We start from the raw sequence: 20,091 nt of genomic DNA on the forward strand, positions 1-20,091 counted from the left end.
CAACCAGAACGTCTGTGGCTATCGCCAATCAGCGCCACGAGGATCGGTGCGCGGCTGCTCGAGGACCAGGTCGGCGAGCCGGCGGAGGTCGGGGCTGAGGTGCTGCTCGGGGACGGTCGCGCGGTCGCCGCAGAGGTCGAAGGCGTAGAGGAACCGGTCGGGCTGGTGGGGTCCGTCGGTGACGGCGTGCAGGTCCACCCGCTCGATCAGGGCGGCGACCTCCGGGCCTCGCGGGTCGTCGCCGTCGAGGTCCACCTCGCCGCCGAGGTGCAGCCCGGCGAAGCCGCCGGTACGCCGGACCGCGACCCGCCGGGATGCCGTGCCGGCGGGCGGCGCGGTGGTGGTGGGCTCCGCGTCCGGCGTGACGCCAACCGCGTCCCAGGCCGAGCCGACCGCGTCGGCGTGCGCACCGGCCGCGGCGATCGTGGCGGCGGCGAAGCCCGCGAAGCCGGTGTCGGGACCGACCCGGCCGCCGGTGAGCGCGTCGTACCAGATCCGCCCGGCGCCCTCCCACGTCGCGCCGCCGATCGCGACGGCCGCGAGCTGGAAGGCGCGGTTGGGGATGCCGGAGTTGAGGTGCACGCCGCCGTTGTCGTCGGTGGTCTCGACGTAGTCGTCGAAGTGGCCGACCTGCGGGTCCTTGCCCAGCACCGGGTCGTCGTACGCCGTGCCTGGCGCGGCCATGTCGCGCAGGGCCCGCGCGTCGACACCCGGCAGGAAGATCCCCGCGCCGATGAGCCACGACGCGTCCGCTACGGTCTGCCCCAGCAACCGCTGCTCGAGGCACGCGGCGAAGACGTCGGAGACCGACTCGTTGAGCGCGCCGGACTGGTCCTGGTAGCGCAGCCCCGCGGAGTGCTCGGTCACGGCGTGGGTGAGCTCGTGCCCGAGCACACCGACGTCGGCGGTGAAGCGCGCGAACACCCGGCCGTCACCGTCACCGAAGACCAGCTGGACCCCGTCCCAGAAGGCGTTGTCGTAGTCGCGGCCGTAGTGGACGGTGAGGCTGACGGGGGCACCCTTGCCGTCGTAGGAGCGGCGGCCGTAGACCTCGTCGAAGAGCGCCAGCGCACCGGTGATGCCGGCTGCGGCCTCGTCGACGGCGACGTCGCCCGACTCGGGGTCGCCGGCCGAGCGGACGGCGCGACCGGGCAGCGTCGTGGTGTTGTCCGCGGTGTGGACCGTCCAGGCCGCGGCCGTGGGCAGCAGGGTGGTGCGATCCGGGTAGGGCACCGTCCGCCCAGCGCGCAGGGCATCGTCGACGACGATGCTCTCCGGGGCGATCCGAGCGAGCAGGTAGGGAGGCACGAACCGGCAGCGGACCATGCCTCCAGAGTGCCCCGCGCCCGGCCCCGCGAACCCCGCCAGGACGGGACTCAGTCCGGCGCGCGGTCGGGTGGGAAGCCGCCGGTGGCGATCGGCCCCCACCGGTCCACGGTGACCCGGATCAGCGACTTGCCCTGACGGCGCATCGCCTGGCGGTACTCCTCCCAGTCCGGGTGCTCGCCGGCGATGCAGCGGAAGTACTCGACCAGGCCGTCCTCGGCCGCCGGGTCCGGCATGTCGAGCACCTCGGCGCGACCGTCGACCTGCACCCAGGCGTCGTCCCAGTCGTCGGAGACCACCAGGACCGAGGCCTCGGGGCGCTGCCGCAGGTTCCTCGCCTTGGCCCGGTCGGGGTAGGTCGAGACGACGATTCGGCCCTCGGCGTCGACGCCGCCGGTCACCGGCGACAGCTGCGGACGGCCGTCGGCCCGGGTGGTCACCAGCACCACGTGGTGCCGGGTGCGGACGAAGTCCAGCAGCTGCTCACGGTCGACGTGGTCGGTGGTGGCGATGCGAGGCATGGCGCCAACGTACGCCGGTGCCCCCACGGGCCGAGGGTGGGGCGACGGCGCGATGCGGGCGGGAGCGCCTCGCGCCATTAGACTCGATCCTCGTGCCTACCACTCGCTCTGATCTCCGCAACGTCGCGATCGTCGCCCACGTCGACCACGGCAAGACCACGCTCGTCGACGCAATGCTGAAGCAGGCGGGAGCGTTCACCGAGCACCAGGCCGAGGGCGTCGCCGACCGGGTCATGGACTCCGGCGACCTCGAGCGCGAGAAGGGCATCACGATCCTCGCGAAGAACACCGCCGTCCACTACGCCGGTCCGGCGGCCGAGGGCAAGCCGATGACGATCAACATCATCGACACCCCGGGCCACGCCGACTTCGGCGGCGAGGTCGAGCGCGGCCTGTCGATGGTCGACGGCATCGTGCTGCTGGTCGACGCCTCCGAGGGCCCGCTGCCGCAGACCCGGTTCGTGCTGCGCAAGGCGCTCAACGCCGACATGCCGGTGATCCTGGTCGTCAACAAGACCGACCGCAGCGACGCCCGCATCTCCGAGGTCGTCGACGAGACCTACGAGCTGTTCATGGACCTGCTCGACGACCACCACAGCCAGGACGCGCTCGACTTCCCGGTCGTGTACGCGTCGGGCCGCGCCGGCGTCGCCGCCCTCGAGGCGCCCGAGAACGGCGAGCTGCCGGACTCCCCCGACCTCGAGCCGCTGTTCAAGACGATCCTCGAGACCATCCCGGCCCCGACGTACGACGAGGGCGCGCCGCTCCAGGCCCACGTCACGAACCTCGACTCCTCGCCGTTCCTCGGCCGCCTGGCGCTGCTGCGCATCAAGCAGGGCAACCTGAAGAAGGGCCAGACGGTCGCCTGGATCCGCCGCGACGGCGAGATCAAGAACGTCCGCATCACCGAGCTCCTCGTCACCGAGGGCCTGGAGCGCAAGCCGGGCGAGTCCGCCGGGCCGGGCGACATCGTCGCGGTCGCCGGAATCCCCGAGATCACCATCGGCGAGACGCTGGCCGACGCCGAGAACCCGATCGCGCTGCCGCTCATCCACGTCGACGAGCCGGCCATCTCGATGACGATCGGCACCAACACCTCGCCGCTGGTCGGCAAGGTCAAGGGCTCCAAGGTCACCGCCCGCCTGGTGAAGGACCGGCTCGACTCCGAGCTGGTCGGCAACGTCTCGCTCCGGGTGCTCCCGACCGACCGTCCCGACGCGTGGGAGGTGCAGGGTCGCGGTGAGCTGGCGCTCGCGATCCTCGTCGAGCAGATGCGCCGCGAGGGCTTCGAGCTGACCGTCGGCAAGCCGCAGGTGGTCACCAAGGAGATCGACGGCAAGGTCCACGAGCCCGTCGAGCGCCTCACGATCGACGCGCCGGAGGAGTACCTCGGCGCGATCACCGAGCTCCTCGCCACCCGCAAGGGCCGCATGGAGCAGATGACCAACCACGGCACCGGCTGGGTGCGGATGGAGTTCCTCGTCCCGGCGCGCGGCCTGATCGGCTTCCGCACCGAGTTCCTCACCGACACCCGCGGCACCGGCATCGCGCACCACATCTCCGAGGGCTACGAGCCGTGGGCCGGCGAGATCCGCTCGCGCAACAGCGGCTCGCTGGTCGCGGACCGCAAGGGCGCGGCCACGGCGTACGCGATGACCTCGCTGCAGGAGCGCGGCGTGATGTTCGTGGAGCCGACCACCGAGGTCTACGAGGGCATGATCGTCGGCGAGAACTCCCGCGCCGACGACATGGACGTCAACATCACCAAGGAGAAGCAGCAGACCAACATCCGGTCCGCCACCTCCGACAACTTCGAGAAGCTCGTGCCGCCCCGCAAGCTCTCGCTCGAGCAGTGCCTGGAGTTCTGCCGCGACGACGAGTGCGTCGAGGTCACCCCGGAGACCGTCCGGATCCGCAAGGTCATCCTCGACGCCAACGAGCGGGCGAAGATCGCGAGCCGAGCGCGCAAGGCGAACAAGTAGCCGCTGCCGGCCGGGGTTTGCCCGCCGCCGGGCGACGTCATGATGAGAGCGTGAAGACCACTCGAGTCCTGTCGTCCACCGTCACTCTCGTCGCGCTCGTCGCGCTGGCCGGGTGCGGTGGCACGCCGACCGTCGACAAGGACAAGCTCGAGGAAGGCATCGCCGACGACCTGGAGCGCGAGGTCGGCGCCCGTCCCGACAAGATCACCTGCCCCGGCGACCTCACCGGCAAGGTGGGCGAGACCATGCGCTGCGAGCTGACCGCCGGCGAGGACACGCTCGGCCTGACCGTCGAGGTCACCGAGGTCGACGGCTCCGACGTGGCCTACACCGTCGAGGTCGACGAGATGGACGAGAGCGCGTCCTGAGGTTTGGTCGCCGGCGCACCGAGCCATCATCTGGGCGTGAAGACGTCTCGGACCCTCGTCGTCGTCGCCGTGACCGCACTCGCGACGCTCGCGGCATGCGGCGACTCCACGCTCGAGGTCGAGCAGACCGACGTCGAAGAGCAGATCAGCTCCGGCGTCGCCGAGAAGGCCGGTACGACGCCCGAGGTGAGCTGTCCTGGGGACCTGACCGGTGAGGTCGGTGAGGAGATGCGGTGCTCCGCCACCGTCGGCTCCGACGCCTATGGCGTCTCCGTCAAGGTGACGGACGTGGACGGCAAGGACGTCGACTTCTCCTGGCTGGTCGACGAGGAGCCGGGGGACGCGCCGTCATGACGATGCCGCCGGAGGGCTACGAGCTGTTCCGCCGTGTGCAGCAGGCCGCGGAGGGGACGCCCTACCTCGTCACCGAGACCGAGAAGGGCTTCGACGTCACCCTCGACGTCGTCGACGCGCAGTGGTTCGGCCTGTTCAACAAGGCGGGGCTGCAGAAGGTCTACATCCACCACGTCTCGTTCCCCCGGTCCGGCACCTACACGATCACCGACGACTCCCGCAGCGTCGAGTGGGTCGCCGGCGTGCCCGAGCTGAAGGCGTCGGCGGAGCGGCAGTACGGCCGCGTGATCGAGTTCGGCGCCCAGAAGGTGTGGGCCTTCGACGAGCGCGGCCACTTCGGCGTCCGGGCCGACTACCGCTTCAACTCCGAGGAGGGCCGCGACCTGGTCACCGGCGTCGCCGAGCAGCTCGGGCTCGCGCAGCGGCGCGGCGCCGCGGAGAAGACCGGCATCACGATGGCGGCGATCACCCTCATCGGGCTGGCCATCGGGGGCGTCGTGGCGCTCGTGCTGTGGCTGACCACCGACTACTTCGGCTGACCCGCGTTCCTTCAGAGCTCGTCCGTCTGCTCCGGGGCCACCTCGACGCTGGCCATGAACGCCTGGAACTCCGGCACCATCTGCTCCCACTGCGCGAAGGTGCAGGTCATCGTGTAGATCACCACGACGCGCTTGTCGGGGTCGTGGACGTCGACCAGGCCCTGCACGACCTGCGCCTGGCGCAGGTCGTAGACCCGGCCCTCGACGGCCACCATCGCGCCGATCGCCTGGGTGACGGCCGGTGCGTGCTCGGACTCGGTGACCCGGCGCTTGACCAGCTCCACCTCGGTCGCACCCTCGAGGCGCAGCTTCGCGACCGACTCGTCGGCGATCTGCTCCAGCGTCGCGCCGTCCTCCCGCCAGCCGCCGGAGATCGTCAAGGTCGGGTCGTAGGACCCGGGGAGCCCGCGGCGGGCCGCCATGAACGCGGCGTTCGAGACGCCGACGGCCTCCGGGCGCACCGGCACCCAGCCGTCGTTCGGCAGCGCGAAGCGCACCGGCACGGGCAGTGTCGCGGTCATGACACGAAGTCTCCGATCCCGTCGATGATGTCGCCACCGGTGTCGATGACCTGGCGGGGGTCGATCGTGATGTGGCCACTCAGCTTGCCGCCGAGTCCGAGCGCCAGGCCACCGGACCCGCCGACCTCGAACTTGCCGTCGCGGAAGCCGAAGTCCACGTCACCGCTCGCGCCGACGCCGGCCCAGCCCTCGGCGCCGCCCTCGGCCCCGACTCCACCGATGTCGCCGGACAGCTTGCCCTCGACCTTGCCGCCCGCGAAGACCTCGCCGCCGGCGTGCACGCCCTGGGGGCCGATCGCGACGTCGCCCTCGGCGGTCGCCTCGGCCGAAGCCTCTCCCTTGGCCTCGACCTCGACGATGCCCCACTCGCCACTGGCGGAGCCCTCGAGCTTGACCAGGGTCACGCCGGCGTGGGCCTGCCCGACGACCCCGTTGGCGTCGATCTTGCCGCTGGCGCCCGCCTCGGCACCCAGCACGGTGATCTTGCCGTCGGCGTGCACCTTCACGCCGCCCCAGTAGTCGTCGACGGCCCCTTCGGCGCCCCAGAGGTGCGCCTCGGCCTCGGCCTTGCCGAAGTTGATCGCGAACGGGCTCGGCCCGAGCCCGTGCTTGTACTTGCCGTCGGCGCCACTGGCCGGGTCGCGGCCGTACTTCTTCTCCCAGTCACCCCAGTCGATGCTCGGGCCCTCGGCCTCGGCGGAGGCGCCGGGACCGGACGACGTCTCGACCTTCGCCCCGGGCAGGCCGCCCAGGTCCTCGACGGCCGCGACACCCGCCTCGTCGAGGGCCTGGCGGGCGTCCTCGAGGATCTGCTCGGCCTCCTTGCGGAGCGCCTTCCCGGGATCGACGAACGGGCCTGGCCGGGCCGGACCGATCGACGGGGCGACCGGACCGCCGTAGGACGGGACGCACGCCCGGCGGTCGAGGTAGCTGTTGTAGGCGTCCACGGACGCGTTGTAGTCGGCCTTCGCCTGGGCGGTGGCGTCCTCGCCGTCCTGCCACTTCGCGATGGCGTCGGCAGCGCGGCTCTGCGCGGTGGTGAGCGCACCGGCGTAGGTCGACAGCGCGGACGCCGTCTTCTCGAGGACGTCGGCGTACGCCTTCCACTTGTCCTGCTCGGCGGACCGGGCGCTGGCGTACGCCGGCTCGCCGAACCCGCCCGACCAGCCGGCGACGCTGATCGCGTCGACGTCGCCCGCGAGTCGGGAGACCCGCCGGGCCTCGTCGGAGAGGTGGGTGGCGTTGGCGCGGACCTGGGTCGGCTCACCCTTGATGAGCGCTTTCGGGTCGGTGGTGGAGCCGAGCTCGGCGCCCTCCGGCAGGCTCACGGCGTCGGTCCTGACGCGAAGGGCGACGTGGGGTCGAGCAGACCGCCCGAGAACGGGCTCTGGAAGGTCCGGCCGACGCTGACGTCGGTGGTCTCGTAGTGGTGGGCGGCGCTCTCGAGGCCCTCGGCGAGCGAGACAGCCCCGTCGTGCAGGGCCTTCGTGGCGGCGTCGCACTGCTCGGCGATCGCCTTGACCCACGCAGCCAGCTCGATGTGGCCGAACGACGTGGGATCCACGTGGGTGATCTTGACGCCGTCGGCGCCGAGACTGCTCGCGACCGCGCGGTACCGAACCGCGGCGGCACGCAGGTTGTCGACCAGTACTTCGTAGCTCATCAGCTGTCCCCCGAGTTCGCTGCCCGGCCCTTACCCGACCGCCGGCGGCACAAACCTCTCGACGTGCTCGACGAAGGCGACGGCCCGGGCGCGGAAGGAGTCCTCGGCGATGACCCGCCGGGCCACGGCGAGCCGCGGCCCCGGATCGGCGTCGCGTGCCGCGTCGTACGCCGCGCGCAGGTCGTCCGCGGTGCGGCAGACGGCCACGGCCGCGCCGAAGTGCTCCTCGATCCCCGCGACCGGGTCGCTGGCCACCAGAGCGCCGGCGGCGACGGCGTCGAAGACGCGGTTGGCGACGAAGCCCTGCTGCGCCATGGCCGTCCAGTGGTCCGCGACGACCAGGCAGTGCCGGCCGTAGAGCTCGGGCAGCCGGTCGTTGGGCACGTGGTGCGAGCGCCACGTGCCGGGCGGCAGGTGGTCCCACCCGTGGCCGTGGACGGCGAGCGGGATCCCCGCCTCGAGCGCGAGCTCGACCATCGGCCGGTGCCGGGAGGCGCCGCCCACGAAGACCGCCTCGGGCAGCCGGGGACCTTCCGACCAGGACCGCTCGTCGACGTCGGTGGCCTGGAGCAGCGGCAGGACCTCTCGGCCGAGCCGGGTCGTGGCCTCGCGCGCCCAGACCTCCGAGGCGGCGAACACGAGGTCGTACGCCGCCACCTCCTCGGGCGTCACCTTCTCGGGGTGGCTGATCACCCAGAGGACGTTGACGGCGCCCGGGACGGGCGCGGTCGGCGTGAGGCCGCGGATCGCGAGCGACACCTCGTCGCTCAGCGCGACCGGCGTGTCGTGCGCGCCCGCGCGGTGGGTGACCACGTGCGGCCCGAGTCGGCGCAGCGCTGCGGCCAGGGACTCCCCGAAGTGGGTGTCGCCCCAGTCGTCGCCCCAGATGCCGGGCGTCGACGGCAGCCGGACGCCCCATCGCGGGCGGGCGTCGGGGACCGGGGCCGCCACCGGCCGAGGGGACGGCGCGTCGTCGGGCGGGTAGTGGCTGACCAGCGCGGTCGGCGCCAGCCGGAAGCCACCGGCCCCGCGCGGGGAGTCGGCACGCACCGCGACCGCGACCTCGCCCACGGCCCTCCAGGTACGGCCGGCCAGCTCCAGCGCGTCCTCCTTCGGGTGCCCGGCGAGCAGGCCGTCCGGCCCCGCTGACTCGATGGTGTCGTCCGGGCCGAGCACCAGCGGGGCGACGCCGGCCACCTCGGGGTCGGCGAGCACGGCGCGCAGCGGCCCGAGCCAGCCGCGGCGCAGCCGGGTCTGGTGGTCGAGGAGGAGCACGACGTCGCCGGTCGCGGCCTCGAGACCGGCAGCCACGCCGGCGGCACGGTCGCCGGCCTCCGGCAGCCGGACGAGTCGCGCCATCCCCACCAGCGCCGACGCGAGCGCGTGGGCGGCCGGTGCGCGCGAGCCCTGGTCGACGACCACGACCTCCAAGCCACGCTCCGCCAGGTCGCCGGTGGGCTCCCCGGTGGAGTCCCAGACCGAGCGCACCGCACGCTGCGCCGCGCGCCAGTCCTGCGCGCCCGGGATCACGACGGTGGTGCGCCCCGGCACCCGGGGCCCGCCGTCCGGTGCCGACCGTCCGGCCGTCGCGACGACCCGGGCCGCCGCCAGCAGGGCCTCCCGAGCCGCGGCACGCGTCGGCGCCGGCCCCCGGTGGTCGTCGGGCACCGGCAGCGCCGCGTCGTCGGAGGCGTGGGCCAGGAAGTCGAGGAGCGGCACGGCCGCGGGGTCGGATGGCCGGTGGACCCGGGGGTCGAACAGCTGACCGATCCGGCGCGCGCGGCCGTCGTCGCCCGCGAGGTGGTCGAGCACCGCGCCGACCCGACCCGCCCGCCAGGCACGGCGTACCGGGACCGGCATGGCGAGGAAGTCGAGGAAGGGGTTCGGGGTGAGCCGCTCGGGCATCCCGACGGCCACGGCGTGGTCGGCCGCCTCGGCCGGGTCGGCGAAGGTCCGCCCCGCCTGGGCGGCGTAGAACTCGACGTCGAGGAGTCCCGACCGCAGCAGCAGGTCCCCGGCGCTCACGCCGGTCATCGTAGGAGATCGCCCGCGGCGTCGAGCGGCCCCTAGGATGCGAGGCCATGCCCTCGACTGCCCGCCAGAGCCGCTGGTCGCTGCTGCGCCGCCGCCGGGTGCCGTCGATCGGCGTCGCCGACCCGGGTGGCGCCGGGCCCGTCCCCCCGAGCGCCGACATCCGCGTGCACCGGCGGGTCCGGCACGCCGAGCGGGCCGGCCTGCTGCGCGGCGAGCGGCTGGCGCTGCCGGAGCAGGACGGTCCGGGCGACCGCGACGTGCTGCTCGTCGTGCGCACCGGGCTGCCGCCGGCGACCGCGCTGGCCACCCTCGCCGACGCCCGCAGCCGCGGTCAGCGGGTCGTGCTCGACCTCGACGACGACCTGGTGAGCGAGCAGGCCGTCGAGCGGCTGGTGCCGCAGGGATGGGACCCGGCGGTCCTCCGCACGATCCGCGAGGTCGTGGCCGCCGCCGACCAGGTGCTGGTGAGCACGCCGTCCCTCGAGGACCTGGTCGCCCCGATCAACTCGCGCACGGCGGTCGTCGACAACGCGCTCGACCCCGACCTGTGGCTGGCACCGGTGGCCGCGCGTACGCCGAAGGTCGACCCCGAGGAGCTGCGCGTCCTCTACATGGGCTCGACGACCCACGGCTCCGACCTCGCCCTGCTCGAGGGCGTGGCGGCCGCGGTGTCGGCGCGGCTCGGCCGGCCCGTCGTGCTCGAGGCGGTCGGCGTCGTGGTCGGCCCGGGGCTCGAGGGCATGCGCCGGGTCAAGATCCGCAACGGCGACTACCCGGACTTCGTGCCCTGGCTGCGCTCGATCGCGTCGCGCTGGCACGCGGCCGTCGCCCCGCTGGCCGACGCCGAGTTCAACCGCCGCAAGAGCGACCTGAAGCTCCTCGAGTACTCCCTCCTCGACCTGCCCACGGTCGCCTCCCGCGTCGGGCCCTACCTCGATCGCGACGAGTGGGCCGTCCTCTGCGACAACGACGCGGAGGCCTGGGTCGAGGCGCTGAGCGGCGTGCTCTCCGACCGCGACGCCGCCGCCGGGCGAGCCGCCACCGCGCGTGCCGCGACGGAGCGCAGCCGGGTGCTCGACGAGACATCGGTGCGGAAGTGGGCCCAGCTGGTGCTCGGTACCTCCACAATGTGACCCGTGCAGCTCGACGTGCAGCTCGACGCCCGCCCCGACCGCGCCGCCGCCCGAGCCCGCGAGCTCGCCGCGACGGGGATCGCCGGCCTCTTCACCTTCGAGGGTCCCCACGACGTGTTCCTGCCGCTGGCGGCCACCGCCGCCGCGGGCGTCGAGACCGACCTGATGACCAACGTCGCGATCGCGATGCCGCGCAGCCCGATGCACCTCGCGCACACGGCGTACGACCTGCAGCTGATGTCGGGCGGCCGCTTCCGGCTCGGGCTGGGCTCGCAGATCAAGCCGCACATCGAGAAGCGGTACGGCGCGACGTGGGACCGCCCCGCGGCCCGGATGCGCGAGACGGTGCTGGCGGTGCGCACGATCCTGACCGCGTGGCAGGAGGGGACCCGGCTCGACTTCCGGGGCGAGTTCACGCAGCACACGCTGATGCCGCCCACCTTCGTGCCCGGGCCGAACCCGTACGGCGTCCCGCCCGTGCTGCTCGGCGCGCTCGGTCCGATCATGACGCGCACCGCCGCGGAGGTCGCCGACGGGCTGCTGGTGATGCCGTTCCACAGCCACCGCCACGTCCGCGACCGCACGCTCCCGGCCGTCGATGAGGGACTGGCGCTCGCCGGCCGGACCCGCGCGGACCTGGCGATCCTGCCGCAGGCGATCGTGGCGATGGGCCGCACCGACGAGGAGCTCGCGGCGGCGTCCGTCGGCGTGCGCGGGCTGCTGGCGTTCTACGGCTCCACGCCGGCGTACCGCCCGGTGCTCGACGTCGAGGGCTGGGGCGAGGTGCAGCCGGAGCTCAACCGCCTGTCGAAGACCGGCGACCTGGCCGCGATGTTCGGACTGGTGACCGACGAGATGCTGGAGACCCTCGCGGTGCGCGGCACGCCGGAGGAGTGCGCGGCCGAGCTCGGCCGGCGCTTCGGCGACCTGGCCGACCGGGTGTGCTGCTACTTCCCCGGGTACGACGTGCCGCTCGACCAGGTCGCGGACCTGGCCTCGGCACTGCGGTCTCAGTAGCTCCAGCGCTGGTTCGGCGGCGCCGCGGTCGCGGTGATCGCGATGCCCGCCATGCCGGCGACGAAGAGCAGGATCGTGGCCTTGCCGACCGGGTCCGGCAGCAGCGTCGAGACCACGACCGCGACGACGTGCAGGATCAGCACCAGCGGCACCCACCGGGGCACGGTCCGGGCGCGGAGCAGCGCCAGCCCGAGCAGCAGCTCACCCAGCACGAACCCGGCGATCCAGGCGACGAGGAAGACCCGCAGCCCGGCGTCCTGCGCCACGTCGTCGATCGCCTGCCCGACGATCGTGTGGGTCCGCACCAGCGCCCGGAAGAAGACCATGAGCATCGCGTAGCCGGCGGTGCCGATGAACCCGAACTCCAGCACGACCGCGCTGACGAGCCCGAGGGTGCGGCCCCGGCCCTGGAGGAGCACGAGCGTCGTCGGAAGGCCGAGGGTCAAGAACACCGAGGCGACCAGGTAGATCGCCGCCGCCGCCATCCACTGGCCGCCCTGGTCCTCGACGATCCGCATGGTGTCCGTGCCGCCGTCGCTGGACGGGATCAGCAGGCTGCCGAGCGCCAGCGCCAGCGCGCCGGTGAGCAGCAGCGCGGCCGAGAACGGCACCCAGTCGGTCTTCACCCGCACACCGTAGGGGTCGGGGACGGTCCGCGCCCGCAGACGCGGCGGCGATCAGACCAGTGCGTCGGCGAGCCGGTGGACCTGGTCGACCGACGAGCCGGTCGGGATCAGCTGCACCTCGTCGCAGCCGAGGTCGGCGATCCGCTTCAGCTGGTCGCGCAGCCCGGCCGGCGTCCCGGCGAAGCCGGCGGTGGCGGCGAGCGCGTCGACGTACTGCTCGGGGATCCAGTTCATGTAGTGGCGCAGGTGCCGCCGGACCTGCGCCCGCGCAGCGTCGGGCTCGCCGAGCGCGTACCAGAACGACGTCGTCACGCGCGGCGCCGGCCGCCCCGCCTCGGCCCAGGCGTCGCGGGTGAGGGCGAAGACGCGGTCCATCTCAGCGAGGTCGAGGTCGAGGGACATGCCGGCCAGCCCGTCGGCCCAGGCCGCGGCGCTGCGGATCGTCTTCGGGCCGAGGGTGCCGACCAGCAGCTCGGGGCCGCCCTCCTGCAGCGGCGCCGGGCCGACCGGGCGCGCCGAATCGGTGACCTGCTCACCGGCCCACACGCGGCGCATCACCGCGACCCGGTCGGCCAGCTGACGGATCGTCTTGGTCGCGGGGTCGGCGCCGGCCGCGCGGTAGTCCTCGTCGCGGCCGCCCACGCCCAGCCCGACGCTCAGCCGGCCGCCCGCGAGCCGGTCGCCGGTCGCGAGCGCCTTCGCGAGCGACACCGGGTCGTGCAGCTGCGGCACGACGACCGTCGTGGTCAGCCGCACCCGGCTCGTCCACGCCGCCGCCGCGCCCAGCAGGGTCAGCGAGTACGGGTTGTCGAAGGCCATCCGCTCGCCCCAGCACAGCGACGACCACGGCCCCTCGTCGACGGCCCGCGCCCAGGACTCGAGCGTGTCGTCGGCGTCCCAGAGGTCCGGCTCCATCACCGGCAGCGTCATGCCCACCTGCATCCCCTGCTGCATGGCGGTCACCCTCCCACGAACCAGCGCGCGAGCAGCGTCCCTTCCTGCTCCAGCAGGGTGTCGAGCCGCAGGGGTACGTCGACGGGCGGTCCGACCACGATCCGCGGGCCGTCCCCGGCGACCACGCGCGGCACCGTCGTCGTGCACAGCTCGTCGACCACGCCACCGGCGAGCAGGTCGCGCAGCAGCGACGGGCCGCCCTCGCAGAGGATCGTCGCCCGGCCGCGGTCGACCAGCGACTGCCGGAAAGCGACCGGGTCGTCGAGCGGCTCGACCGAGACGTCTGCGGCGGACCGCAGCCCCTCCGGCAGGTCGCCGCTGCGGCTCACCACGACCATCGGCCGTCCGGCCGGGCCGTAGCCCTCGGTCCGCGCGGTGCCGGCGCCGACCACGATCACGTCCGCCGTCGCGCGCAGGTGGTCGAAGACGACCTTGTCGACCGCGTTGTTGATCGAGCCGCTCCTGCCGGACTCGCCGGTGGCCGCGCCGTCGACGGTCGACACCATGTTGACCCGCAGCCACGGCGTCCGCGGCGCGGCGTAGAGCACCCCGAGGTCGTCGGTGTCGGGGCCGACGAGGACCCTCACCACGACCACCGCATGACCCAGTACTGCACGCCGTAGGGGTCGTCGTCGTAGTCCACGACCGACTCGTACGCCGGGGGCAGCAGCTCGCGCAGCCGGTCGATCCCGTCGAGTGACGCCAACAGGTCCTTCCCGAGCCCGAAGGAGGGCCAGCTCGCGTCACTCGACGACAGAGCGGCGCCCAGCGCGGCGTCGAAGGCGTGCGACCGCTCGTCGAGGTGCCCGGGCGCCTTCTCGGTGCGCGTGGCCGAGCCGTTGCCGACCACGAGGTAGGACGGCTCGTCGCCCGCGCGATGGGTGGCGTCGAGCAGGTGGGCCGCGACCCGCGGGTTCCCAAGCACCTGGACGTCGCGGGCCAGCCAGGACACGGCGGACAGGCACGCGGCGCGCAGCTCGGCGACCGGGTCCTCCAGGGAGGCGTAGGCCGGCAACAGCGCGAGCACGCCCGGCACCAGCACGACCCGGGTCACTGGAGCCCCCGGATCGCGCGACGGGGCAGGCGGCGGCCCGCGATCGACCAGACCATGTCGACGGTCTGCCGGGTCTCGACCACCTCGTGGACCCGGTAGATCCGCGCCCCGGCGAGCGCGCAGACCGCCGTCGCGGCGAGGGTGCCGCTGAGCCGGGAGCCGACAGGCAGGTCGAGCGTCTCCCCGACGAAGTCCTTGTTGGACAGCGAGACCAGCACCGGATAGCCGGTGGCGACCATCTCGCCGAGCCGCCGGGTGAGCTCGAGGGAGTGGAAGGTGTTCTTGCCGAAGTCGTGCGCGGGGTCGATGACGACCGACTCACGCGGGACCCCGGCCGCCTCTGCGCGCGCGGCGTACGCGAGCGTGTCGTCGATCGCGGCGGCGACCACGTCGTCGTACTCGATCCGGTAGGGCCTGGTCCGTGGTGTCACGCCGCCGGTGTGGGTGCAGATGATCGCGGCGCCGCCCTCGGCCGCGGCGTCGACGAGCTCGGGGTCGGCGCCGCCCCAGGCGTCGTTGAGCACGTCGGCGCCCGCGGCGCACACGGCGGCCCCGACCGACGCGCGCCAGGTGTCGACCGAGATGACCAGGGAGGGGTACGCCGCGCGCACCCGCGCCACGAAGTCGACGACCCGCGCCTTCTCCTCGGCCTCGGAGATCTCGACCCCGGGCGCGGCCTTGATGCCGCCGATGTCCACGATCTCGGCGCCCTGCTCGACGACCAGCGCGACCCGCTCGAACGCCTTGTCCTCGGCCCAGGTCGCGCCCTGGTCGTAGAAGGAGTCCGGGGTCCGGTTGACGATCGCCATCATCAGCGTGGCGTCGTCGGTGAAGGTGTGGCGGCCCAGGCGCAGCGTCATACGGTCACCGCCGGCGGCCGCTCGTCGACCGCGGGGCCGGCGCCGACCCGGGCGAGCGCGGCGGCGAGGATCTGCGTCGCCATCCCGGTGAGGTCGCGCAGCGACTGGTGCCGGTGGGCGCGGACGCCGAGGTCCACCTGCGCGATCGCGTCGAGGCCGCGCGAGCGGACGGTGTCGACGAGCGCGGCCAGCTCCACGGCGTACTCGTGCGGCACCGACAGCGACTCGAAGAGGGAGCGCCGCACGGCCCACTCCCCCGCCAGCGGCTGGTGCAGCCCGGCGAGCTCGGGGAAGAGCAGGGCGATCAGCGGCCGCGCGACGAGCTCGGTGACCCGACCGCCCTCGAACGGCACGGCGCTCCCGTCGGCGACCATCGGCCGCTCGTAGAAGCCCTTCACGAGCTCGACGCCGGGGTCGGTGAGCAGCGGGCCTAGCAGGCCGGGCACGAAGTGGGTGTCCCAGTCCACGAGGTCGGCGTCCATGAAGACGACCAGCTCCCCGGTCGTGACGAAGAGCGACTTCCACATCGCCTCGCCCTTGCCGGGCCGGCTGCCGAGGTCGGGGCGGATCTCCGCCGAGCGGTGCACGGTCGCGCCGGCGTCGGTGGCGACGGCGTAGGTGTCGTCGGTGGAGTCGGAGTCGATGACGACGACCTCGTCGAGGAGGGCGACCGTGTCGACGAGCGCGGAGCGCACCTCGGCCACCACGTCACCCACCGTCGCCGCCTCGTTGCGCGCCGGGACGACCAGGCTCACCCGACGGTCCGACTTGGCGGCGACCAGGTCGGTCAGCGACCAGTCGTCCCAGTGGTGCGTGTGCCGCTCCGCCCAGGTCGAGAGGTCTGGACCTGCGCTGTCACCGGGCACGCGCAGAGCCTAGACGACGTACATTTCACCCGTGATTTCACCAATCGAGCCATATCCGACACCACCCGTCGGTGATTGACTTCACACATGGCAACGGGGGCGGGAGGGCCTCGGGGGCGTGGGCGACCACGCACCCCGGGAGCCGAGGACAAGATTCTGGCAGCGGCGCTCGAGGAGTACGGCGAGCACGGCTGGTCCGGGTTCACGATGGACGCCGTCGCCCGGCGGGCGGGCGTGGGCAAGTCGACGGTCTACCTGCGCTGGCACGACAAGGACGCGCTGCTCACCGAGGCGGTGACCAGGCACGGCATCGAGCTGACCACCGTCGACACCGGCACCCTGCGTGGCGACCTGCTCGCCCTGGCCGGCAACCTCCTGCGCCACTTCCACAGCCCGGCGGGCTGGGCGACGATCCGCGTCACGTTCGACGTCGCGAGCGCGCACGAGCGGCTCGGCGGCTTCTCGCGGGCGGTGAGCCAGGTGCACGGCCGCCAGGTCGAGCTGATCTGCCAGCGCGCCAAGGACCGCGGCGAGATGGACCCCGGCATCTGGCCGGGCGTCGTGACCGAGGCGATCTACGGCGCCGCGATGATCAACTCGCTCTCCGAGCGCCTCGAGGGCCGCGAGGACGACGAGGCGTACCTCGACGAGCGCGCGGCGTGGCTCGTCGACCTGGTGCTGCTCGACATCACGAGGTGAGGTAGCGGCGGACCGCTGCGGCGAGCGCCGCGGCGTACGCCGAACGGCCGCCTGGCGTCGTCATCCGGTGCGCGTCCTGCCGGTCGCGCATGTTGCCGAGCTCGACGAGCACGGTCGGCACCCGCGAGAAGTTGAGCGTGGCCAGGTCGGTGCGCGCCGAGAGGCCGGTGCCGCCGCCGATGTAGGTCGAGACCGGGACTCGCCGGCTCAGTGCGTCGCGGGTGACGCGGGCCAGCCCGAGGTCACCGCGGCCCGGGACGTAGGCGACGTGGAAGCCGCGGGCGCCCGGGGCGAGGTTGCCGTCGGCGTGGATGCTCACGAAGACGTCGGCGTCGGCTCGGTTGCCGGCGCGCCCACGCGCGTCCACGCACGGTCCCCAGCGGTGGTCGCTGTTGACCTGCCGGGTCATCCGGACCGTCGCACCCAGCCGCTCGAGCCGCGCCCGCAGCGCCCGGGCGGTCTGCCAGGTGAACGTGGCCTCCGGGTAGCCGCCGTCGGTCGCCGTGCCGGTCGTGTTGCAGGCCTTGCGGCCGCCTCGGCCGTCCGGCACCAGGGCGTTGACGCGACGGGGGAAGTTGCGGTTGCCCAGCTGGTGGCCGGGGTCGATCGTGACGACGCGGCCCGAGAGCGGGCCCCGCGGCTCGTCGTACGACGCCGGCGTCGCCGGCGCGAGCGACATCACCGTCAGCAGGATCCCGAGAAGATGCATCACTCGTAGCCCAGGATCTCCTGGCGCTTCTCGCCCCAGGCCAGGGCGGAGGCGATCGCGTCCTCGAGCGACAGCTCGGTGCGCCAGTCGAGCAGCTCGCGGGAGCGGTCGACGTTGGCGAAGGCACCGACGGCGTCACCGGGGCGCGGCTCGGCCTCGCGCACCGGCACGTCCTTGCCGAAGACGCGCTCGAAGGCGGCGACCAGCTCGCGCACGGTCACGCCCTCTCCGGTGCCGACGTTGATGATCACGCTGGGCGCGTCGACCGTGGCGAGCACGTCGTCGAAGCGCTCGAGCGCGCGCACGTGCGCCCGCGCGAGGTCCCAGACGTGGATGTAGTCGCGGATGCCGGTCCCGTCGCGGGTCGGCAGGTCGGTGCCGGTGATCGTGAACGCGTCCTTCTGGCCACGAGCCGCCATCACCAGCTGGCCGAGCACGTGGGAGGGCTCGCGCGCGTAGATGCCGGACTCGAGGTCGGGGTCGGACCCGATCGGGTTGAAGTAGCGCAGGATGATCGCGCGCAGGTCGGTGGCGGCCGCCATGTCCTGGAGGACCTCCTCCATCATCCGCTTGGTGCGGGCATAGGGGGAGTTCGGTGCCAGCGCGTCGGTCTCGGTCACCTCGAAGTCGTCCTTGAGCGCGTAGAGCGACGCCGACGAGGAGAAGAGCACGCGCGGCTTGCCCAGCGCGTCGAGCTCGTCGAAGAGCTCCAGGGACTTGGCGACGTTGTCCTTGTAGTACTCGTAGGGCTGCTCGACGGACTCCGGCACCACGATCCGGGCCGCCATGTGGATGGTCGCGTCGAGGTCGGGGTGCTCCGCGACGATCCGGCGCAGCAGTGCCCGGTCACCGATGTCGCCCTCGTAGAAGGCGCGGTCGCGGACGAAGGCCTTCGGCCCGGTCAGCAGCGAGTCCAAGACGACGGGCGTGTGCCCGGCCGCCTCGAGCGCCTTCGCAGTGATCGAACCGATGTAGCCGGCGCCGCCGGTGACCAGGACCTTCATGGCTCTCACCCTACGGGCGACTCCAGTCGGGATCCCTACCGATGAAGGCGACCAGGCGTCGCTGCACGTCGGCGGTGTCGTCGATCTCCACGCGGGGGCCGTACTGCCCGCTCGAGCGCAGCAGCTCCTCGATCGGCTCCATCCCCGCGAGCAGCTCGGTGCAGGTCGCGGGGTCCAGCCGGTCGTCCTGCTCGGTCGCGACGGCCAGGTCCCAGGTGTGCATGAAGACGTCGGAGGTGTAGAAGCTGTCGACGGCCTGCGGGAGCGGCACCTCGCCGATGTGCGGGTCGCTCAGCACCCGGCCGGCGGTGGCCGGGTCGTCGAGCAGGCCCTGGACCGCGTCGGCGTGCGCGTGCCATGCGCCCACGGGGTCATCGTCCACCGACGGCCCCTCGGGGAGCCGGATGCCGGTGCCGGCCTCCAGGAAGCCCGGGAACCAGTCGACGAGGTGGCGTACGACGTCGCGCGCGGTCCAGCCGTCGACCGGCGCCGGCGCGTCCCAGTCCCGGGCGCCGTCGACGCGCTCGCTGAACCCCTCCGCGATCCAGCGGTGCCGCTCGGCGGGGCTCACGCGTCCTCCGCCAGCAGCTCGTCGAGCTTCTCGTAGCCCTCGACCACGCCGGTCTCCATGCCGCTCGCGACGATCTGGTCGCGGATCTCGAAGGACTCCACCACCGAGGTCGCGACGACTCGGGTCCGTCCATCCGGCAGCTCCTCGAAGACCATGGTCTCGAGGCTCACACCGTCGGGCTCGCCCTCGAACGTGAACGTCTGCACGAGCCGCTCGGGCTCGCGCACCTGGTGGAAGCAGCCCCAGAACGCCATCCGGAAGTCCGTGCCGCGACTGGCGGTGTAGCGCCACTCGCCGCCGCTGCGGGCGTCCCAGACATCGACGGTGGTGTCGATGCTGCGCGGGCCGACCCAGCGCACGAAGAGCTCGGGGTCGACCCAGGCGCGGAACACCCGCTCCCGAGGGGCGTCGAACTCGCGGACCAGCCGGATGACCGGCACGTCGGCCGGCGCCTCGATCTGGGTCGCGTTGCGGGTCGTGGTCATGATGCTTCCTCTCCGTCTGATCCCTGTGATCCCTCTGAGTGCTCCATGTCGGCCAGCACCGCGTCGAGGCGGCCGAACCGCTCCTCGGCCCGGCGCCGGTAGCGCTCGATCCAGCCGGTCATCAGGTCCAGCACCTCGGCCTCGAGGTGGACCGGCCGGCGCTGGGCGTCGCGGCTGCGGCTGACCAGCCCGGCCTCCTCGAGCACCTTCAGGTGCTTGGAGACCGCCTGCAGGCTCACGTCGTACGGCGCCGCGAGCTCGCCGACCGTCGCGTCGCCGTCGGCGGCGAGCCGCGCGACCAGGTCGCGTCGCGTGGGGTCCGCCAGCGCCTGGAACGCCCGCGAGAGCTGATCGGTCACCGCACATCCTCCTGGGGGCGTATTCAACCGTTTGATTGATAACGTACGCCCGATGCGGGATACGGTCAAGAGATCGCTCAGGTCCGGCCAGGAGGGGCCGATCGGAGCGACGTCCACCCACAGAAGGCGATCTCGGATGATGTTGAGCGACGACACGGAGCCGGTGGCCACGCCGTTCGAGGAGTGGTGCGCCGCCCGGAACCTCCACCCCGACGACTCACGGGCCTGGCCGCTCTACGAGGCCAGCGTCGCCCCCGCGGCTCAGACGCCGGCCGCGTCGTAGTCGCGGACGATCTCGGCGAACCGGGCATCGGTCTGGCTCACCTGGCCGGCGCGGAGCGCGCGGCCGACGGCGATCGCCAGAGGGATGGACAAGACGCTCCAGCTGACGATCACGAGGATCGAGATCAGCAGAACGGTCATACCGCCAGGTTGTCCGCCACCGA

The 20,091-nt window shown here is 73.1% G+C and carries 26 protein-coding genes; 8 read left to right on the forward strand and 18 right to left on the reverse strand.

Going from position 1 to position 20,091, the window contains the following annotated elements:
* Window positions 1–18 precede the first annotated feature (18 nt).
* Window positions 19–1,326, reverse strand: a complete 1,308-nt coding sequence (locus HZF07_RS12325) for a protealysin inhibitor emfourin (RefSeq protein WP_157341977.1) — start codon at window positions 1,324–1,326, stop codon at window positions 19–21.
* A 50-nt stretch (window positions 1,327–1,376) separates the two neighbouring features.
* Window positions 1,377–1,847 carry a PPOX class F420-dependent oxidoreductase gene (locus tag HZF07_RS12330; RefSeq protein WP_157341979.1) on the reverse strand — a complete coding sequence of 157 codons (471 nt, stop codon included), beginning with the start codon at window positions 1,845–1,847 and terminating at the stop codon, window positions 1,377–1,379.
* A gap of 92 nt (window positions 1,848–1,939) precedes the next feature.
* On the opposite strand from HZF07_RS12330, the gene typA reads away from it, so the two are divergent.
* From typA to HZF07_RS12350, 4 genes are read left to right on the forward strand one after another with little or no spacing between them, the layout of a single operon-like run.
* Window positions 1,940–3,829: a translational GTPase TypA gene (gene typA / locus HZF07_RS12335; RefSeq protein ID WP_181645119.1), complete on the forward strand. Its 1,890-nt coding sequence runs from the start codon at window positions 1,940–1,942 to the stop codon at window positions 3,827–3,829.
* Window positions 3,830–3,879: 50 nt separating this feature from the next.
* Window positions 3,880–4,197 (forward strand): DUF4333 domain-containing protein, encoded by a 318-nt coding sequence (locus HZF07_RS12340; RefSeq protein ID WP_198346392.1) that lies wholly within the window; start codon window positions 3,880–3,882, stop codon window positions 4,195–4,197.
* Between the two features lie 36 nt (window positions 4,198–4,233).
* Complete coding sequence (locus HZF07_RS12345) at window positions 4,234–4,551, forward strand: DUF4333 domain-containing protein (RefSeq protein ID WP_157341981.1); 318 nt, start codon at window positions 4,234–4,236, stop codon at window positions 4,549–4,551.
* Window positions 4,548–5,090, forward strand: a complete 543-nt coding sequence (locus HZF07_RS12350; protein WP_157341983.1) for a hypothetical protein — start codon at window positions 4,548–4,550, stop codon at window positions 5,088–5,090. Before HZF07_RS12345 ends, HZF07_RS12350 begins: the two co-directional genes overlap by 4 nt.
* 11 nt (window positions 5,091–5,101) lie before the next feature.
* Here HZF07_RS12350 and HZF07_RS12355 read toward each other — a convergent pair whose 3' ends face one another.
* From HZF07_RS12355 to HZF07_RS12370, 4 genes are read right to left on the reverse strand one after another with little or no spacing between them, the layout of a single operon-like run.
* Window positions 5,102–5,611 carry a hypothetical protein gene (locus HZF07_RS12355; protein WP_157341985.1) on the reverse strand — a complete coding sequence of 170 codons (510 nt, stop codon included), beginning with the start codon at window positions 5,609–5,611 and terminating at the stop codon, window positions 5,102–5,104.
* The gene (locus tag HZF07_RS12360) at window positions 5,608–6,939 is read right to left on the reverse strand and encodes a putative T7SS-secreted protein (RefSeq protein ID WP_157341986.1); all 1,332 of its coding nucleotides are present in this window, start codon (window positions 6,937–6,939) and stop codon (window positions 5,608–5,610) included. Before HZF07_RS12360 ends, HZF07_RS12355 begins: the two co-directional genes overlap by 4 nt.
* Window positions 6,936–7,274 (reverse strand): hypothetical protein, encoded by a 339-nt coding sequence (locus HZF07_RS12365; protein WP_157341988.1) that lies wholly within the window; start codon window positions 7,272–7,274, stop codon window positions 6,936–6,938. The genes HZF07_RS12360 and HZF07_RS12365 overlap by 4 nt, the downstream gene beginning before the upstream one ends.
* 30 nt (window positions 7,275–7,304) lie before the next feature.
* Window positions 7,305–9,299, reverse strand: a complete 1,995-nt coding sequence (locus tag HZF07_RS12370) for a glycosyltransferase family protein (protein ID WP_157341990.1) — start codon at window positions 9,297–9,299, stop codon at window positions 7,305–7,307.
* Between the two features lie 56 nt (window positions 9,300–9,355).
* Here HZF07_RS12370 and HZF07_RS12375 point away from each other — a divergent pair, with 56 nt between their 5' ends.
* Together HZF07_RS12375 and HZF07_RS12380 are read left to right on the forward strand one after the other, a co-directional pair.
* On the forward strand, window positions 9,356–10,441 hold the full coding sequence (locus HZF07_RS12375) for a glycosyltransferase family protein (RefSeq protein WP_157341991.1): 1,086 nt from the start codon (window positions 9,356–9,358) through the stop codon (window positions 10,439–10,441).
* Between the two features lie 3 nt (window positions 10,442–10,444).
* On the forward strand, window positions 10,445–11,458 hold the full coding sequence (locus HZF07_RS12380; protein WP_181645120.1) for a TIGR03617 family F420-dependent LLM class oxidoreductase: 1,014 nt from the start codon (window positions 10,445–10,447) through the stop codon (window positions 11,456–11,458).
* On the opposite strand, the gene HZF07_RS12385 is transcribed toward HZF07_RS12380, so the two are convergent.
* Genes HZF07_RS12385 through HZF07_RS12410 form a run of 6 tightly spaced genes read right to left on the reverse strand, consistent with a single transcriptional unit; the run spans window position 11,452 to window position 15,818 of the window.
* Complete coding sequence (locus HZF07_RS12385; protein ID WP_157341993.1) at window positions 11,452–12,084, reverse strand: hypothetical protein; 633 nt, start codon at window positions 12,082–12,084, stop codon at window positions 11,452–11,454. The two genes, HZF07_RS12380 and HZF07_RS12385, sit on opposite strands and share 7 nt — an antisense overlap.
* 51 nt (window positions 12,085–12,135) lie before the next feature.
* Window positions 12,136–13,038 (reverse strand): LLM class flavin-dependent oxidoreductase, encoded by a 903-nt coding sequence (locus HZF07_RS12390; protein ID WP_198346393.1) that lies wholly within the window; start codon window positions 13,036–13,038, stop codon window positions 12,136–12,138.
* Window positions 13,039–13,043: 5 nt separating this feature from the next.
* Window positions 13,044–13,625, reverse strand: coding sequence for a dihydrofolate reductase family protein (locus HZF07_RS12395; protein WP_181645121.1), 582 nt, complete (start codon window positions 13,623–13,625; stop codon window positions 13,044–13,046).
* Window positions 13,622–14,092, reverse strand: coding sequence for a class III extradiol ring-cleavage dioxygenase family protein (locus HZF07_RS12400; RefSeq protein ID WP_181645122.1), 471 nt, complete (start codon window positions 14,090–14,092; stop codon window positions 13,622–13,624). The genes HZF07_RS12395 and HZF07_RS12400 overlap by 4 nt, the downstream gene beginning before the upstream one ends.
* On the reverse strand, window positions 14,089–14,952 hold the full coding sequence (folP, locus tag HZF07_RS12405; protein ID WP_157341995.1) for a dihydropteroate synthase: 864 nt from the start codon (window positions 14,950–14,952) through the stop codon (window positions 14,089–14,091). Before folP ends, HZF07_RS12400 begins: the two co-directional genes overlap by 4 nt.
* A complete protein-coding gene (locus HZF07_RS12410) occupies window positions 14,949–15,818 on the reverse strand; it encodes a glucosyl-3-phosphoglycerate synthase (protein ID WP_181645123.1) in 870 nt (289 codons plus the stop codon). The genes folP and HZF07_RS12410 overlap by 4 nt, the downstream gene beginning before the upstream one ends.
* 87 nt (window positions 15,819–15,905) lie before the next feature.
* Between HZF07_RS12410 and HZF07_RS12415 the strand changes: the two genes are divergently transcribed.
* Complete coding sequence (locus tag HZF07_RS12415) at window positions 15,906–16,517, forward strand: TetR/AcrR family transcriptional regulator (RefSeq protein ID WP_157341997.1); 612 nt, start codon at window positions 15,906–15,908, stop codon at window positions 16,515–16,517.
* Here the strand turns inward: HZF07_RS12415 and HZF07_RS12420 are convergent.
* From HZF07_RS12420 to HZF07_RS12440, 5 genes are read right to left on the reverse strand one after another with little or no spacing between them, the layout of a single operon-like run.
* Window positions 16,507–17,226 (reverse strand): N-acetylmuramoyl-L-alanine amidase, encoded by a 720-nt coding sequence (locus tag HZF07_RS12420; protein WP_157341999.1) that lies wholly within the window; start codon window positions 17,224–17,226, stop codon window positions 16,507–16,509. The genes HZF07_RS12415 and HZF07_RS12420 overlap by 11 nt on opposite strands.
* Window positions 17,226–18,230 (reverse strand): UDP-glucose 4-epimerase GalE, encoded by a 1,005-nt coding sequence (galE, locus tag HZF07_RS12425; RefSeq protein ID WP_157342001.1) that lies wholly within the window; start codon window positions 18,228–18,230, stop codon window positions 17,226–17,228. Before galE ends, HZF07_RS12420 begins: the two co-directional genes overlap by 1 nt.
* Before the next feature lie 10 nt (window positions 18,231–18,240).
* Window positions 18,241–18,801 (reverse strand): TIGR03086 family metal-binding protein, encoded by a 561-nt coding sequence (locus tag HZF07_RS12430; RefSeq protein WP_181645124.1) that lies wholly within the window; start codon window positions 18,799–18,801, stop codon window positions 18,241–18,243.
* Window positions 18,798–19,286 (reverse strand): SRPBCC family protein, encoded by a 489-nt coding sequence (locus tag HZF07_RS12435; protein WP_181645125.1) that lies wholly within the window; start codon window positions 19,284–19,286, stop codon window positions 18,798–18,800. Before HZF07_RS12435 ends, HZF07_RS12430 begins: the two co-directional genes overlap by 4 nt.
* Window positions 19,283–19,645, reverse strand: a complete 363-nt coding sequence (locus HZF07_RS12440) for an ArsR/SmtB family transcription factor (RefSeq protein WP_181645126.1) — start codon at window positions 19,643–19,645, stop codon at window positions 19,283–19,285. Before HZF07_RS12440 ends, HZF07_RS12435 begins: the two co-directional genes overlap by 4 nt.
* A 136-nt stretch (window positions 19,646–19,781) precedes the next feature.
* On the opposite strand from HZF07_RS12440, the gene HZF07_RS12445 reads away from it, so the two are divergent.
* A complete protein-coding gene (locus HZF07_RS12445; RefSeq protein ID WP_157342005.1) occupies window positions 19,782–19,928 on the forward strand; it encodes a hypothetical protein in 147 nt (48 codons plus the stop codon).
* On the opposite strand, the gene HZF07_RS12450 is transcribed toward HZF07_RS12445, so the two are convergent.
* On the reverse strand, window positions 19,907–20,068 hold the full coding sequence (locus HZF07_RS12450; RefSeq protein WP_157342007.1) for a hypothetical protein: 162 nt from the start codon (window positions 20,066–20,068) through the stop codon (window positions 19,907–19,909). The genes HZF07_RS12445 and HZF07_RS12450 overlap by 22 nt on opposite strands.
* Window positions 20,069–20,091: the final 23 nt, after the last annotated feature.

The organism is Nocardioides agri (assembly GCF_013778305.1).
Lineage (GTDB): Bacteria > Actinomycetota > Actinomycetes > Propionibacteriales > Nocardioidaceae > Nocardioides > Nocardioides agri.